General features: G+C 65.6%; 12 protein-coding genes and 1 pseudogene. 7 read left to right on the top strand and 6 right to left on the bottom strand.

Annotated elements, in window-relative coordinates:
- Positions 1-136 precede the first annotated feature (136 nt).
- Positions 137-1,411: a cystathionine gamma-synthase family protein gene (locus ACCC94_RS20545; RefSeq protein ID WP_413351370.1), complete on the bottom strand. Its 1,275-nt coding sequence runs from the start codon at positions 1,409-1,411 to the stop codon at positions 137-139.
- 590 nt (positions 1,412-2,001) lie between these two features.
- On the opposite strand from ACCC94_RS20545, the gene ACCC94_RS20540 reads away from it, so the two are divergent.
- A complete protein-coding gene (locus ACCC94_RS20540; RefSeq protein WP_413351369.1) occupies positions 2,002-2,388 on the top strand; it encodes a hypothetical protein in 387 nt (128 codons plus the stop codon).
- Between the two features lie 213 nt (positions 2,389-2,601).
- Here ACCC94_RS20540 and tssA read toward each other — a convergent pair whose 3' ends face one another.
- Genes tssA through ACCC94_RS20515 form a run of 5 tightly spaced genes read right to left on the bottom strand, consistent with a single transcriptional unit; the run spans position 2,602 to position 10,107 of the window.
- Entirely contained in the window at positions 2,602-3,660 is a 1,059-nt protein-coding gene (gene tssA / locus ACCC94_RS20535) for a type VI secretion system protein TssA (protein ID WP_413351368.1), read from the bottom strand.
- Positions 3,657-7,481: a type VI secretion system protein gene (locus tag ACCC94_RS20530; protein WP_413351367.1), complete on the bottom strand. Its 3,825-nt coding sequence runs from the start codon at positions 7,479-7,481 to the stop codon at positions 3,657-3,659. The genes tssA and ACCC94_RS20530 overlap by 4 nt, the downstream gene beginning before the upstream one ends.
- On the bottom strand, positions 7,478-8,248 hold the full coding sequence (locus ACCC94_RS20525) for a DotU family type IV/VI secretion system protein (RefSeq protein WP_413351366.1): 771 nt from the start codon (positions 8,246-8,248) through the stop codon (positions 7,478-7,480). The genes ACCC94_RS20530 and ACCC94_RS20525 overlap by 4 nt, the downstream gene beginning before the upstream one ends.
- 15 nt (positions 8,249-8,263) lie before the next feature.
- Complete coding sequence (gene tssK, locus ACCC94_RS20520) at positions 8,264-9,595, bottom strand: type VI secretion system baseplate subunit TssK (RefSeq protein WP_413351365.1); 1,332 nt, start codon at positions 9,593-9,595, stop codon at positions 8,264-8,266.
- A 56-nt stretch (positions 9,596-9,651) separates the two neighbouring features.
- On the bottom strand, positions 9,652-10,107 hold the full coding sequence (locus tag ACCC94_RS20515) for a type VI secretion protein (protein ID WP_138214554.1): 456 nt from the start codon (positions 10,105-10,107) through the stop codon (positions 9,652-9,654).
- 226 nt (positions 10,108-10,333) lie between these two features.
- Here ACCC94_RS20515 and tssB point away from each other — a divergent pair, with 226 nt between their 5' ends.
- The 6 genes and pseudogenes from tssB to ACCC94_RS20485 form a co-directional block, all read left to right on the top strand.
- On the top strand, positions 10,334-10,906 hold the full coding sequence (gene tssB, locus ACCC94_RS20510; RefSeq protein ID WP_413351364.1) for a type VI secretion system contractile sheath small subunit: 573 nt from the start codon (positions 10,334-10,336) through the stop codon (positions 10,904-10,906).
- 24 nt (positions 10,907-10,930) lie between these two features.
- The gene (gene tssC, locus ACCC94_RS20505; RefSeq protein WP_192431360.1) at positions 10,931-12,418 is read left to right on the top strand and encodes a type VI secretion system contractile sheath large subunit; all 1,488 of its coding nucleotides are present in this window, start codon (positions 10,931-10,933) and stop codon (positions 12,416-12,418) included.
- A 70-nt stretch (positions 12,419-12,488) separates the two neighbouring features.
- On the top strand, positions 12,489-12,986 hold the full coding sequence (locus ACCC94_RS20500; RefSeq protein ID WP_017518799.1) for an Hcp family type VI secretion system effector: 498 nt from the start codon (positions 12,489-12,491) through the stop codon (positions 12,984-12,986).
- A gap of 12 nt (positions 12,987-12,998) precedes the next feature.
- On the top strand, positions 12,999-13,427 hold the full coding sequence (gene tssE, locus ACCC94_RS20495; protein ID WP_413351363.1) for a type VI secretion system baseplate subunit TssE: 429 nt from the start codon (positions 12,999-13,001) through the stop codon (positions 13,425-13,427).
- Positions 13,411-15,237 carry a type VI secretion system baseplate subunit TssF gene (gene tssF / locus ACCC94_RS20490; protein ID WP_413351362.1) on the top strand — a complete coding sequence of 609 codons (1,827 nt, stop codon included), beginning with the start codon at positions 13,411-13,413 and terminating at the stop codon, positions 15,235-15,237. The genes tssE and tssF overlap by 17 nt, the downstream gene beginning before the upstream one ends.
- Positions 15,201-15,318: pseudogene (locus tag ACCC94_RS20485) on the top strand (type VI secretion system baseplate subunit TssG); the annotation flags it as partial. The gene tssF and the pseudogene ACCC94_RS20485, both read left to right, overlap by 37 nt.

The raw sequence follows: 15,318 nt of genomic DNA, 5'->3' as shown, positions 1-15,318 counted from the left end.
TTTTTTTTTGTGGGCGGTGATTGCGGGGGCCTGTGCTTGTTTTTTTATTTTTTTTTTTTTTTTGTTTTTGTTTTTTTTTTTTTTTTTTTTATTGCTTTTCCGGCGCCGCGGGCCGCCCCCCCCCACGCGGTAGGTCTCAGGCCTGCTGTTCTATTGCCCGGGCGACGCTATCGCTGCCGCCCGGGTTGCAGTCCATGGCCAGTTCCTGGCGAACCTCGGCGCAAGCCCGTGCGAGGTCCGCCAGCAGGTCGTCGGTGTCTTCGATACCCACGGAGACGCGCACCAGCCCTTCGGAGATACCCAGGGCCAGGCGCTCCTCCAGGGTGTTCTCGACATGGCTGGTGGTGCGCGCCGGACCGTAGATGGTTTCCACCGCGCCAAGGTTGCCGGCCCGGTGGGCGAACTTCAGGCGTGGCAGCAGGCGCGCCACGGTGTCCATGCCGCCCTTGAGCACGAAGCTGACGATGGCGCCGAAACCGCGCATCTGCGAGCGGGCGATGACGTGGCCGGGATGCTGCGGCAAGCCCGGGTAATTCACCGCCTCCACCAACGGCTCGGTGCACAGGTACTCGGCCAGTGCCTGCGCGCTGGCCTGCTGTTGACGCAGCCGGACGGCCAGGGTCTTGATGCCGCGGATGATCAGGTAGGCGGAAAACGGGTCCAGGGCCGCGCCGTTGATTTCCCGGTAGTGGCGTACCTGCGCCATCAGCGTCTCCGCCCCGCAGACCACGCCGCCCAGCACGTCACCATGCCCGGAGAGGAACTTGGTCGCGCTATGCACCACCACGTCGACACCCAGCGCCAGTGGATTCTGGTTCAGCGGCGTGGCGAAGGTGTTGTCGGCCACCACCAGGGCGCCGACCTGCCGGGCTGCTGCCACCAGGCGACGGATGTCGAGCACCTTGAGCGTCGGGTTGGTGGGGGTTTCCAGGTACAGCAGATCGCAACCGGCGGCGATCTCGCGCTCGATGGCGTCGGTATCCAGGGTGTCGCATAGGCACACCTGCACGCCCATGCGCGGCAGGAATTCCTCGAAGATCTTGTTGGTGCCGCCGTAGCTGTCGCGGGTCGAGACCACGCGCTTGCCGCTGGACAGGAAGGTATGCAACACAGCGCTGATAGCGGCCATTCCGCTACTGAAGGCCACCGCCGACTCCGACTGTTCCAGCTCGCACAATTTGGCTTCCAGCGTGGCGACGGTCGGGTTGCTCATGCGGCTGTAGATGTAGCCGGGCAGCTTGCCCAGGGCGACGTCGTACCAGGCGTCTATGTCCTGGTAACCGTAGGCGGCACTTACCACGATCGGGGTCTGAGTCGCATTGTAGGGGTGTTGGACCTGCTCTCCGCTCCACACCACCCGGGTGCCGATTCCGGCACCGCTGCTGCACTCGATATCTACGTTCTTGTTCATGTCCAGTTCCCGCACGACTGAGTTGACTACACCGATCCGGGATCGGTCTGCGGGGACTATAGGGACGCGGTATGCATCTGAAAAACGATGGAATCCGGGTCTGAGAGGCGTTTTTTTTAATGGCTCCGGCGCACTGTTCCGGGATCGAAAGAGCCCGGTGCGGCCTTGCCAGTCACAAGCCACGGCGCCCTGGCAATACCGACGTATCGCCGACATCCTCTGCCATCCAGCACTGACCCGCCGCTATCGCCTGCGCGATGAACTCACGACGCCGCGGCTCGCGCCTGGCGATTGCGTCCAGATCAATCAGCGTGGCGAAGCCGCTGCTCAAAGCGAGCCGCACGATTGATTTCGGGGTCATCGTTGCAACAGGTCACAGTATGAGGTGGCCAGCGTAAGTGTTTGTTCCACGTTCGGGGCACCACGACTTCCCTCGCAGCTGCACGGCAGAACGGTACGCCGGCCATGTCGGCATGGAGCAGAGGGTTCACTCGATCATGGGCGGAAATCGGCCAGAAGCTGCCGGTCGGATGTGGCTCCCTGATATGCTTGACACTAAAGCTTGATTAGCAGCGTAGGCGAGGTATTGAGTGGGTCTCGATCTCCACATAGAAGCCGATGACCGGTTGACAACTGTGGCCCTATGCACCGCTTTGGAAAGGAGCGGCGCAATCGAAATCGATTGTGTAAGGGATACGGTAGAGGCTCACTTCGCTTCTGGGATGCGGTTGAGCGCGGACGCTGAAGATACGGATTTCACCCTGTATGCCGAAGATAAAAAAGGGCTTGATTTCAAAGTCAGTATGCGGTGCTACATCAGAATAAAAGGCCCAGAGCCAGAAGGTGAGTCATCGATGAGCGAGTTGGAAAAAATAGCGGAGTCTATTGCAGACGTTTGCTCATCGCACTTCATCCTATCCTTCCAGTATGAGAGCACCTTGTTTTGGCGTGACGCCTTGGGCCTGCACTGCGCGTAAGGCTCTGTGTTCTGTTGCACAAACGTTGCTCATGGATGGAATGCAGTGTAACGGGTAAAACACACCAACTTGGGCCGCACACGACCTCTCTATCAGCAAACGTCCGCTATGGGTCGGTAACTGACGTAATCAGCGAACAATCAAATCCTGCGGCCGCTAGCAAACAGCATGTTGCGCATTGCACATCTACTAAGGTCAAAACCGCCTCAGGGCCTAACGCAGCACCCCCAACATGACCCACACCCTGCGAGCCTCCGCGTCAGCATGGACCAACTCGTCCATCAATGCGCTTAGCGGCATGCCGCCCCACTCCACCGCCCGGCGAATAATATAGGGCACCGGGCTGTGCGGTTCGGTGCGCGCGAGGTACTCGGCGATGGCGGTGAGCTGTCGGTAGGCCTCTTCACGGTTCTGCGGAGCACCGCCGGCGGGAAGCGATCCGGAAGCAACCACAGGAGCCGGCTCCGGCTCGGAAGACGCCTCCGATGCGGCGCTGGGTTCGAACTCTTGCGGGGCCATGGCTTTGCATCCCTGGATGATGTTGCTGAAAGCGTCGATGGACACTGCGAGTTGGTGCAGGCTCGGTGCTGCATCGCCGAGCTGCAGGTCACACCAGGCATCCAGACGTCGCAGATGGCCGGCCGCGCTGTCCAGCTGGGCCAACGTCGCCGCCCAGCCATTCACCGCGCCACTGCGAATCGATTCGTTCAGCCGTTTCTGCTCCTGGCGTGCGTTCTCTGCGGCAACCTTGTCGACTTTATTGTCGCTGACCTGCACCTGCCGCCTCTGCAGCTCCTGCCAGCCGTGCAGTGTTGTTTGCGGCCAGCCGCTGCACAGCGGCACGCGGGTGAGCAGGAGTTCGTTGTAGCGCCGCGCCACCCAGGCAAGCGGTGCAGCGCGCCACTCCTGGTCGCCATCCGTGGCCTGCGGGTGCAGTTGTTCGGGAAATGCATTGCAAAGATCGGCCAGCAGCCTCAGTGCTGCGGCGAGACCTGCTGGGCCGTGGGTGACGATCCAGGCCTCACCTAGAAAACCTGCGATGGTCAGGTCTTTGCTTCGCTGCCTCAGCACCTCTTCGGCCAGTGCAGTCAGGGCCAACCAATCAGCACGCTTAGGCTCAGCTTTCCAAACGCCAGCCGGCAGCTCGGTATCCTCCTCGCGCCGCAGCTCACGCAGGCGATCCATCACCGGATCATGGCGCAGCGACTCTCCGCACGGAGACTCGCCCGGCAGAGGTTGCAGGAGCGTCTGCAGCGCCTCGTCTGAAATCATGGCAACTCCTGAGCGCCGGCAAGGTTCGCCACACCGATACCGCTGAAGGGCGTACGCGGCGCGCGTACAGGTAAGGGCTGGACGGACAAAGGCTGTTTGGCGTCCTGGGTCATCAACGAAATGCGCAGGAACATCCGTGCCTCGGGTTCGCGGCTGTTAGGCGCTCTGACCGGTACCTGCAGCGCGAGCGGAAAATCGGTGTAGTCGGCGCTGGGCTGGCGCTGCAGGATCAGGTGCGAACGCAGCAGGCGCATCAGTGCCCACGGGCCGCCGTATTCCCATCCCACTTCCAGGTCCGCCACGGCCATGCTTGCCTGCTGCGGATCGATGTCCGGCCGTTGCGGGCTGTCCTTGGCCCAGCGCAGCATCAGCTTCATCGGCTCACCGACATTCCAGTGCAGACGCTGGCTGTCGCTGCCGGGGAAGCTCAGCGGGCGGTCCGCCGCGTAAAGCGTCCAGGCGATCACCTGGTCGGCGCCACGCTCGGCTTCGCGGTCGGTGCGCCAGCGCACATCGAGGTCGACCCCCTGCGAACCGCCCTTGTCGCGCTGGAACAGCGGCCCCATCCAGGCCCTGGCCAGCTGCAGGCGATGGAGGAAGTCCGCAGCAGCCGCCCGGTCCATAGATTGGCTGAGCTTGAGGCCTTCCTGGGCCCGCTCCAGATTCTGGTCGAGCAGCTCTACCAGGTGTTGCACCCGCGCGGGGTCAGCATCTTCCGCCTGCAGGCTGTAGGCGAAGGGGAAGCGGTTGGCCAGGTACTGGTTGAAGTAGTCGGCGATGGCGGCCCAGGCTTGGGCCGCATCCTTCTGCTGCAGTTCCAGGCAACGCTGCTGCGCCTGGCTGTGCAATCCGCGGGTGAAACGGGCCACGTCGCCTTGTCCCGGCACGAGCGCGGAAGTGCTCAGAATCTTGCCACAGCTGGCGGCGTCCATTTCCACGAAGTCGCGGGTCACCAGTTGGTCGAGCAGCATCGGCGAACTGGTCGGGTTCTGCGCCTTGTACTTGACCAGCTCATCGCTGAGGTCGGTAAAGCGTCGCACCTTGTCCTGGTCCGTGAAGCCGAGGTTTCCCCGGTCACGCAGCCAGGTCAGCGCCGGCGCGTGCTCTTCGCTCAGGGCGAGCATGGTCTCGAACTGCTGGGCGAGATTGCGTTTGAGGTCCTGGGTGTCGGTCGAGCGATACAGCTGCAAGCCGAAGTTACGTGTGCCATCCCAACCAGAAGGCTCAGAACGAACCCGGAACAGTGGCAACGCATCGATAGACTTCAACACTTCGTCGACGTCGGCCAGCGCACCACGGGTCAGGTGAATGTCCAGCGCGTTCGCCAGGTCGCTTCGCTGCACGGACTCCAGGGCCGAACGGACCTGCTCGGCTTGCTCCAGCGGAACATCGAAGGTGTTCTTCGCAGGCGCGCCGCTGGCCGAAACGGATTGCGTCAGGCTGCTCCACATCGCGCTGGCGGCAGCGGCCGCGGCACTCTCGGCGAGAGCATCGCGGTACTCGGCCGGAATCCGCGCCTGCTCCTGCTCGCTGTACTTGCGATAGCTGGCGTAGTACGCCAGGGCAGCATTCAGCGAGTGGGCATCGAGATTGCCCAGGCCGCGCGGAGCAATGTCCTGCGTGCCCTTGCTCAAGGCGGTACCGGCGAAGTCCTGGCGCAACAGCGAATCGATGGTGCTGCCCAGCGCCACCACATGTTCCTGTAACGCGAGAGTACCTCCGGGCTGCAGTTGCAGCAGGTTGTCACGGGAACCGGCGGCGGAGATCCACTGGTCGTGGAAGGCCCGCTGCAGCTTGCTGGCCTGGCTGGTTACCCGGGCCTCCGCCGAGGGGCCGAGCAGGTAAGACTGGCGTACGTCGTCGAGCATCGCACGAAAGCCCGGCACGATTTCCTGGGCATTGCCGTGGCTCCAGGCGGCGTTGGTCAGTGCCACCATATTGCGTAGCGCGTCGATCTGCGCCGCGGTCTCTTCCAGCTCCTCGAGGCTGTTGCCCTGCCGTGCCTTGAGTTCGTTCAGGTGCAGACGCAGGAAGCCGGCCGGGCGCACGAAGTTGTCGGCGAGGAAGAACTGGTCGAGCCAGAGGTTCATCAGGTCGTCGAAGTTGCGCGCCAACTGGCCCTCGCGCGGACCGGGGTCGACGGATGCCGGAGCATCGGGAATGCCCTGGCCGAGCACGGACTGCAGGTAGCCTGCATTGCGCAGGGAGCCCGGTTCCAGGGTCAGGCCGTAGGCCTGTTCGCCCAGTTTGCCGAGGGTTTCCAGAGCGTTCTTCGAGGTGCCGGCACGCAGCTCGGTGTACCAGCGGTTGCGCTGCTCGAAGGCCAGTACGCCGTGCGCCAGGTCGCGAGCAGCGACGAAGTTCGGCCATTGCTCGGGGCTGTCGCTCTGCACGTTGGCGCGGCGCTCGCTGCTGCGAATGGCGCGCAGCCGGACCAGTTCAGCGGCCTGCGCCTGCTGCAGCGGCACCAGCACTTCGCGGCGGGTCAGGTCGCGCAGCAGTTCATCCATGTGCTCGTCGAAACCGGAGAACCAGGAGCTCGGATATACCAGTGAGCTGAAGTGCCAGCGCGGCGCAGCCTGCAGCAGCGCCCAGTAGGCCTGCAGGCGTTGTCGGGCGGCTTCCTCCGGCGATGCGGCGCCCGCTTCGCCTTCGCCATGCCCACGCTGCATGGCCAGGATGCGCTGCCCCAGCGCCTGCGCCTCGCGGGAATCCACGTGCCAGACCCAGAGCATCCCCAATAGCCAGCAGACGCCGATCACACCAGCCACCGCTCCAAGCACACGCTGCGAGCGTTGGCGCAGACGCAGGACTCGGGGCACGGCCTGGGCCAACCCACGCTCGGCGAGCAGGCGCGATTGCCAGAGATGCTGGGTGAACAGCAACTGCGCGGGTGCCTCCTCCCGCGCCGAGAGCGCCCAGTCGTCACCACTGGGAGCCATGCGGTACGCGCCGCTGAAGTACAGGCCACGCAAGCGCGGTGCTTCACCCAGCGCATTGCCCTGGAAGACCGGTTCCAGTCGCTGGCGCAGACCTTCGCGCAGACTCTCCAGCGCCTGCGGGAAGCGATACAGCTCCTCGCTCAATTGCCCCTTGAGCACGCCCGCTTCGAGTATCGCCGCCTGCAACGCCTGCAATACTTGGTCGAAGCCGCGCTCCAGGTGCTCGCCCTGCCAGGCCGCATCCGCCTGCGAGGGCGAGGCCCAGCCCAGCGGTCGCTCGCGAACCTCGGCAGGCAGCGCCGCGCGCAGTTCGGCGAATCCATCGAGTTCTTCCAGCCCGGTCACCACCACGTAGACCGGCAGGCTAAGCCCCAGCCGCTGCAACAGGTCGTTGAAGCGCCGACGCAGCTGGATGCTTTCCAGGGCAAGGCTGGCCGGGTCCAGCAGACGCTCCGCCGGCACCACCCAGATCACGCCATCCAGCGGGCGACGCGGGCGCATGCGCAGCAGCAGGCTGAGCAACCGCCGCCAGGGCTGCAGTGACGACGGCACACCCTCTTCCGGCATGAACAGGGTCTGCGGCACCGCCAGCACGGCGCCGTCCTGATCGGCCCACCAGCGGCCGAACCAGGCCGGGCGGTTCACCGGGGCCAGGCTCCAGTCCGCAGCCAGGCGCTCGCCCAGCAGCGGGTCGCCCAGCAGGAGATACCAGGGAACGTCGTAGCGATCGGCGACATCGTGGTCCTGCTCCATCTGTCGCACGGTCAGGTAGAAAGCGCGTACCGCTTCGCCTCCCTTGCTGCGCAGCCAGAGGAAACCCGCGACCGCCAGCGCCACCACCAGCAGCAACAGCAGGGCCAGCACCAGCCAGCCGCTCAAGCCGCCAGCTCCGGGAATGTAGCCGCCCAGGCGAGGTCGAGCAGGGGCGCCAGTTCACCGCGCACGTCGCTCCACAGCCAATGGCCGAGGACGATGAGCAGAAGGACGCCGGCGACAACCATCAGCGTCAGGCGCAGGCCGTCGGGCAAGGCGCGCCGCAATGGCAGTCGCAGCGGCGCTGCAGCGGCCGGACGCGCCAGGGTCTCCAGCAGCGCTGGCACCTCGGCGTCACGCTGCCAGGCATGGGCGAACAGCGCATGCCGCCACTTCTCATGGAGCGCTTCGCCCTTCGGGCCGCGTAGTTTGCCGTGGAAGCCCAGCAACAGGCATTGCAGGTAGACGTTGGCAAGATCACGAGTGCCCGGTGCGCGGGTGTCCAGCAGGCGATGAATCGCCTGGGGCACGCGCTCGCCGGCATTGCGCGTACCATACAGACGGGATTCCAGCGGCCGTTCCTGCCACCCGGACTGGCCATTCCAGGGGTCGAACAGCAGGCTTTCGTCGAGCAGTGCGACGAAGGCGTAGACCATACCTTTGACCTGATCGCCGGCGGCATCGCCGACGCTGGCATTGGCGCTGCGCCACAGGCGACGCACCACCGCCTGGGCTTCGTCGGCAACCCGTTCGAGGGCCGCGCTGTCGTCGCCGGTGGATTCGCGCAGGTCTTCCCAGCGCCTGCGCCACTCCAGCCAGGCGCCCTGGAAAGCGCTACTCAGGGGTGCCTCGCCGAACGACGGCGGATAGATCGCCTGACTCCCTTCAAGCATCTTCGCTTCCCTGCCTCAGGCGCCGCTGGCGCCGTCCACGATGAACAGCACGACCTGCCAGGGACTGCCACCGCCGCTGCCTGCCGCGGCGGCGCGCAGGCACAGGCGCTGGGCGGGATCGAACCAGTCGCCCTCGGCCTGCACCACGAACAGGTGGGTGTCCTCCCCTACGCTGTAGGCGATCTGTTCGGCGCGGCTCATGGGCAGATGTTCCAGGCCGGACATACGCTGCCTGCCCAGTATCGCCAGGCTGGATTCGGAGGCGACGATGCAGCGTGACAGCCACTCGTGCGCCTGCTCCTCGCCACAACCGGGCGGCATGCGCAGGCCGATGACCAGACGCTGTACCGGCGATCGCAGGTCCGGCAGGGCCAGCGCGAAGTCATTGCCGCGCCGCTCAAATGCCAGACTACGATAGCCCGCGCGCACCCTGCCAAGGGTGGCTTCCAGCCACTCGATCACCGGGTTGAAAGTCCGCAGCAGTTCATTGAAATCGAAGGTCGGGAAGGCCGGAACGCCGCCCAGCGGATCGAGTACGCTCCAGCTGCCGGCCATGCCGCACAGCAGGCCATGCAGTTGTGCCGGGCTCGCTGTACCGCTGTAGAGCGAAGCCTCCAGCTCCGGCAGGCGCGCCCACAGCGCCGCCAGCTGGCGGCGGATTTCCTGGCTGTCCTCGGTGTTTTCCGCCTGCTGCGCCTGGCGCAGGCGGCCAGCGAGAAACACGCATTTCTCCCGCGCATGGGCGCACAGCGCCACCAGCGCCTGTCCCAGCATCGTCGCCGGTGCGATTCGCGGAGTGGGGGCCACGTAAGGCAGGCCGACGAAGCCACCGGCGTCCTTGCCTACGCGCAGCAGCGGCAGGCACACCGAGTCGGCGCGCTGGGCTTCGGTCACCAGCCGCAGGGCCGGGCGCCAGACGACAACGGGTTCCGGATTTTCGCCACTTGCCAGGTCCGGCACGGCCGGCCCGCTCAGGGATTGCAGGCGACCCTTGAGCGGCAGCACCTTGCCGCCACGGGCGAGCGGGCTGAGTGCGAGGTAGAGGGTGATGCTGGCATCGGGGGAGGCGGCGATGGCGGTCGTTGTGTCGAAGATCAGGGTATCGCCCGGGCTGAGGCTGACCGGCAAGCCATCGGGCAGGATCGCCTCCAGCGCGAGGATACGCACCACGCCGGAGCTCAGGGCGGAAGGGTCCAGCTCCAGGTGTTCGAGCCCCCAGAACCAGGGGTTGGCCGCATGGGCCAGGCGCGCGGACAGCACCTCGGCGCGCAGTCCCTGGAGCTGGAAGTGCTGGGGAAGCAGTTGCATCCCTTCGTGCCAACAAACTGCGTCAGGCAGAACTCTCACACCACTCCCCCTTCGACGTCCTGGATTGTCATGGGCCCGCCTGGAAAGGCGGTGGTTCAGTGCTCCTCGGCACTCAGCAGGCGCATCTCCCTGCTGTCGAAACGCAGCCATACGTTGGGCTGCTGATCCAGGCGCATGCGATGGGCGCCGGGAGTGTTATAGCCGGCAAAGACCAAAAGTCCAGAAGCCGGCTTGCCGGCCAGGGGGAAGTCCCTGGCCTCCATGAACTGCCCGGGCACCAGCTCGAGGCTCCACACCGAGAGCTGCTTCTGGTAGTCGCGGCGGTACTGTTCGCGGTCGCTGAACCACTGCTTGGCGCTCATTGCCGAGAGCAGCTTGAGCAGGTCCGCATCCTGGACCGCGACGAAGTCCACGGCGATGGGCGAATCGCCATTGGCCTTGCTCGCGACATCGAGGGTCAGGCGGTCGACATCGACCTTCGGACCGAACCAGGAACAGCCTCCGAGAACTGCCAGGAGCACAGCACAGAGGCAGGCTTTCGTCGACTTCATGAAACGTCCTTGTGAGATGGCTGTCAGAGATTAGTTTCGGATTTGCGTTTTCACCAACCTGATCTAGCGTGCTTGGTTAGCTCGTCGATAAACGAGTTCAGATGGGATCGCCAAGGACAGGCCTGTATCGCATTTCCCCTTCCTGTCGTGTGGTCCAGCCAAGGAGCGCGACGACAGCGAGCCCCGCTGCGGCGTGCCCGTCTCCTACGCAGTGGAGTTCGCCAGCATGGCAGAAAGCACGCAGCACAAACTGGACCGAGTGCGTCCGCCTCGGGTCCAGATCACCTACGACGTGGAAATCGGCAACGCCATCGAGAAGAAGGAGCTGCCGCTGGTGGTAGGCATTCTCGCCGACCTCTCCGGCAAGCCCGTCACTCCCCTTCCAAAGCTCGGCGAGCGCCGCTTCACCGAGATTGACCGCGATAACTTCAACGCCGTGCTCTCGTCCATCGGACCGCGCGTGGCGCTGCAGGTCGACAACACACTGAGCAGCGACGGAAGCCGGCTCAATGTCGAGCTGAACTTCAAGCACATCGACGACTTCGACCCGGTCAGCATCGTCAATCAGGTCGTGCCCCTTCGCCGTCTGTTCGAAGCTCGCCAGCGCCTGCGCGACCTGCTCACCAAGCTCGATGGCAATGATGAGTTGGACCAGTTGCTGCAGGACGTGGTGAGCAACACCGAAGGCCTGCAGGAAATCCGTGCAACCCACCCGGTGACCGCCGATGCCGGCGCCGCCAACGACACTGCCCAGGCCGCCGCCGACGAAGGCGAAGCACCTGCCGAACCGCAAGCCTGATCCCGCCGCCAGGAGAGCACAGCAATGGCCAAACCCAGCTCCGCCGCGGCGCAAGGCGCCGAAGGCAACACCCAGACCCTCGACCTGCTTGACCGCATCATTGCCGACGGCCGCATGGCCCACGACGACAGCCAGCAGGAATACGCCCGCGACATGCTCGCGGAGTTCGCCACCCAGGTCCTCGACGAAGGCATGGCCGTCAGCAAGGACACCGTGGCCATGATCAACGAGCGTATCGGCCGAATCGATGAGCTGATCAGCGCCCAGCTCAACCAGATCCTCCACCATCCGGAGCTGCAGCAACTTGAATCCTCCTGGCGCGGCCTGCACCAGCTGGTGCAGAACAGCGAGACCGGCTCGCGCCTCAAGCTGCGCCTGCTCAACGTCAGCCAGCAGGACCTGCAGAACGACCTGGAGAAGGCCGTCGAGTTCGACCAGAGCGCGCTGTTCAAGAAGATCTACGAAGAGGAATACGGCACCTTCGGCGGGCACCCGTTCAGCCTGCTAGTAGGCGACTACTCCTTCGGCCGCCATCCGCAGGACATCGCCCTGCTGGAAAAACTCTCCAACGTCGCCGCCGCGGCCCACGCGCCCTTCATCGCTGCGGCCAGCCCTCGCCTGTTCGACATGGGCAGCTTCACCGAACTGGCGGTGCCGCGTGACCTGAGCAAGGTCTTCGAGAGCCTGGAGCTGATCAAGTGGCGCTCGTTCCGCGAGAGCGAGGATTCGCGCTACGTCTCCCTCGCTCTGCCGCGCTTCCTGGTGCGCCTGCCCTACGGCCCGGAAACCCTGCCGGTGGAAGGCATGAACTTCGTCGAGGACGTGGACGGCACCGACCACGCCAAGTACCTCTGGGGCAACGCGGCGTGGGTCCTGGCCCAGCGCATCACCGAAGCCTTCAGCAAATACGGCTGGTGCGCGGCGATCCGCGGCAGCGAAGGCGGCGGCGCCGTCGAAGGCCTGCCGGCGCATACCTTCCGCACCCAGGCGGGCGACCTGTCGCTCAAGTGCCCGACCGAAGTGGCGATCACCGACCGCCGCGAGAAGGAACTCAACGACCTGGGCTTCATCGCCCTGTGCCACAAGAAGAACACCGACCTCGCTGTGTTCTTCGGCGGCCAGTCGACCAACAAGCCGCGCCAGTACAACACCAACGAGGCCAACGCCAACGCGCGGCTCTCGGCGATGCTGCCGTACGTGCTGGCAGCCTCGCGCTTCGCCCACTACCTGAAGGTGATCATGCGCGACAAGGTGGGCAGCTTCATGACCCGCGACAACGTGCAGACCTACCTCAACAACTGGATCGCCGACTACGTGCTGATCAACGACAACGCCCCGCAGGAGATCAAGGCGCAGTACCCGCTGCGCGAGGCGCGCGTGGATGTCAGCGAGGTCGCCGGCAAGCCCGGGGTCTACCGTGCCACGGTGTTCCTGCGCCCGCACTTCCAGCTCGAGGAACTGACCGCCTCGATCCGCCTGGTCGCCAGCCTGCCGCCGCCGGTCGCCGCCTGAGCCAGGGGGCCGCCCTTTCGGGCGGCCCCTTCACCTGATCCCCCTCTTTCAAGCTGCGGAGTTTTCCAACATGGACGCGATACTTCTCGACCTGGGCGACGACATCAAGGGCGACAGCCTGCTGGCAGGCTTCGAAAACAAGATCGAAATCATGTCGTACAGCCACAACGTCGCCATGCAGGTGACCAACGATGTCAGCAACTCGGAGCGCACCTCCGGCAAGCCGCACATCGGCGAATTCACCCTGACCAAGTTCGTCGACACCTCGACCCCGACGCTCAACGAATACTGCTGCTCCGGCAAGGCCATCCCCTCCGCCACCCTGACCATCGGTCGCAACGCCGCCGAGGGCGATGGGAAAATCATGCCGTTCATTACCTACACCCTGGACAACGTCGTGCTGTCGAACGTCAGCGTCAGCGGTGGCGCCGGTGGGAAGCCGGTGGAAACCCTGTCGCTGAACTTCACCAAGATCAAATGGGAGCTCACCGCGCAAAAGGACGACGGCAGCAAGGAAGGCACCGCCGCGTCGACCTGGGACCTGGCCGCCAACAAGCTGGCCAGCTAAGGCAGCCCGGCCTTGCACGGCATCGCACGGCCACCGTTGCTGGACCGCCTCTCCGACGCCGGAGAGGCGAAACCGGCCTTCGACCAGCGCGCCCTGGCGGCTTCGGTCGCGCAGGAACTGTCACGCCTGCTCAACAGCCGCAGCCCTGCCGGCAACGGTGTTGGCATCCTGGCCTACGGCATTGCCGACTGGACGGCCCTGCAGGCCCGCCGCGAGGCTGACCGCCTGCACCTGGCACGGGAAATCCGCCGGGCGGTTGCTCGCTTCGAGCCGCGCCTGGGGCTGAGCGAAGTGGTGGTCGACGCCGATCCGCAGCATCCGCAGCGCCTACGCGTGCGCCTGCTCGGCAACCTGCGCCAGGGCGCCGACCGCGCGCCATTGCTGTTCGAACTCATCCCCGTTGGCGGAACACTGGAAGTACGCCATGAGCGACTCGATTGATGCCGAACTGCTGGACTACTACCAGCGCGAACTGACCTGGTTGCGCCACGCCGGCGCCGGTTTCGCGGCGCGCTACCCCAAGGTGGCACGGCGGTTGGAACTGGGCCCCGGTGAGTGCGGCGACCCCCACGTCGAGCGCCTGCTGGAAGGCTTCGCCCTGCTTGCCGCGCGGCTGCAGAGACGCCTGGACGACGACTACGCGCAGTTCAGCGACGCCCTGTTGGAGCAACTCTATCCCCTTGCCCTGCGGCCCCTGCCCTCCTGCGCCGTGGTGCGCTTCGAGCCGGACCCGGCCAAGGGCAAGCTGAGCGCCGGCTTCCACCTGCCGCGCGGCACCCCGTTGTTCGTCAGCGTGCCGGGCCAGGAGCGCATCGAACTGCCTGAAGAACTTCGCGGCCAGACCCTGCACTGGCGCACCACCGACGAAGTCACCCTGTGGCCATTGCGCATCGAGGAAGCGGTACTGCTCGGCGCCGAGGAAGCCCAGGCCGCCACCGGCAGCGCCGGCGTGCGTGGCGCCCTGCGACTGGACCTGCGCTGCCTCGACAAGGACGGCTGGGCAGCACTGGACATCGATAGCCTGCGCATCCACCTGACCGCCAACGCCGTCGCCAAGGCCGCCCTTTACGACCTGCTCGGCGCCCATGCCTGCGGCCTCATCGCCGAGGCCGAGGGCGCCGAACCGCAACGTCTCGCCGGCCTGCCGCAGCGGGTCGGCTTCGCCGCCGAACAGGCCCTGCTGCCGGAGGATGAGCGCGTGCATCCCGGCTTGCGCCTGCTCGCCGAATACTTCGCCTTCCCCGACAAGTTCGCCTTCTTCGACCTGCCGCTCCAGGGCCTGCGTGCCAGCGGCGAGCAGCTCTACCTCTACATCCTTTTCGACCGCCCCGCGCCCGCCCGCCTGACCCTGCAGGCCAGCGACCTCGCGCTGGGCTGCGTCCCGGCGATCAACCTGTTCCCGCGCACCTCGGAGCCACTGCGGCCGGACGGCACACGCAGCGAATACCGCCTGATCGCCGACGCCCACCGCGAGAACTCGGTGGAGATCCACAGCATCCGCTCCCTCCGCGCCAGTACCCCGCTGGGAGTGGTCGAGGTCGCACCCTACCACGGCACCCAGCACCGCCCCGGCGCATTCGGCCTCTACTGGCACGCACGGCGGGTCGAGGGCATGACGCCCAACCGACGTGGCAGCGACCTGTTGCTGACCCTGGTGGACGCCGGCCTGCAACCCCTTGAAGAAACGCCCCAGTACAGCCTCAGCGCGGAGCTGCTGTGCACCAACCGCAGCCTGGCCGAGTACCTGCCGGCCGGCACCGAGCTGGCCTTCGAGCGCCCCGGCCCGGTGGCCCGCGCTAGCCTGCTGCGCGCACCGAGCCGGCAATGCCAGCCAGCTCTGGATGGCCCTTCACGCTGGCAGCTGGTCTCGCAGCTCACGCTCAATCACCTGTCGCTGGTGGAAGGCCCGCAAGCCCTCGATGCCCTGCGGGAAATCCTCGCGTTGCACGACTTCAGCGAAGACAAGCTGGCCGCCCGGCAGATCGAAGGGCTGGTCCGGCTGGACTGCGCGCGCGTGGTCGACCACGTCGGCAGCGATGCCTGGCGCGGTTGGCGCAACGGCCTGGAGGTTCGCGTGCACCTCGAACGCCAGGCCTTCGTCGGTGCCAGTGCGGTGCTGTTCGGCGCCGTGCTCGCGCAGTTCTTTTCGCTCTACGCCAATGCCAACCGCTTCGTGCGTACGGTGCTGGTGCAATCGGACCAGGAGATTTGCCGATGGCAACCCCAGGCCGGCCAGCCCATCACTCTCTGAGCCGGCGCCTGCGCGCCGAGCCGCACCGCTTCGAGTGGCTGCAGGCCCTGCTGCTGCTCGAGCACGAGCGGCCCCAGGCCA

This window comes from Pseudomonas sp. Pseusp97, from assembly GCF_047304025.1.
In the GTDB taxonomy this organism is placed as follows: Bacteria; Pseudomonadota; Gammaproteobacteria; order Pseudomonadales; family Pseudomonadaceae; genus Pseudomonas.
The sequence above is the reverse complement of the archived record's forward strand: the minus strand, read 5'-3'. Positions and strand labels throughout refer to the sequence as shown.

Bases quoted from the DNA above. Each gene is read 5' to 3' on its own strand.
- tssF (WP_413351362.1), top strand. From the start codon at position 13,411: ATGAGCGACTCGATTGATGCCGAACTGCTGGACTACTACCAGCGCGAA.
- ACCC94_RS20525 (WP_413351366.1), bottom strand. From the start codon at position 8,248: ATGCTTGAAGGGAGTCAGGCGATCTATCCGCCGTCGTTCGGCGAGGCA.
- tssC (WP_192431360.1), top strand. From the start codon at position 10,931: ATGGCCAAACCCAGCTCCGCCGCGGCGCAAGGCGCCGAAGGCAACACC.
- ACCC94_RS20500 (WP_017518799.1), top strand. From the start codon at position 12,489: ATGGACGCGATACTTCTCGACCTGGGCGACGACATCAAGGGCGACAGC.
- ACCC94_RS20515 (WP_138214554.1), bottom strand. From the start codon at position 10,107: ATGAAGTCGACGAAAGCCTGCCTCTGTGCTGTGCTCCTGGCAGTTCTC.
- tssA (WP_413351368.1), bottom strand. From the start codon at position 3,660: ATGATTTCAGACGAGGCGCTGCAGACGCTCCTGCAACCTCTGCCGGGC.
- tssB (WP_413351364.1), top strand. From the start codon at position 10,334: ATGGCAGAAAGCACGCAGCACAAACTGGACCGAGTGCGTCCGCCTCGG.
- ACCC94_RS20545 (WP_413351370.1), bottom strand. From the start codon at position 1,411: ATGAACAAGAACGTAGATATCGAGTGCAGCAGCGGTGCCGGAATCGGC.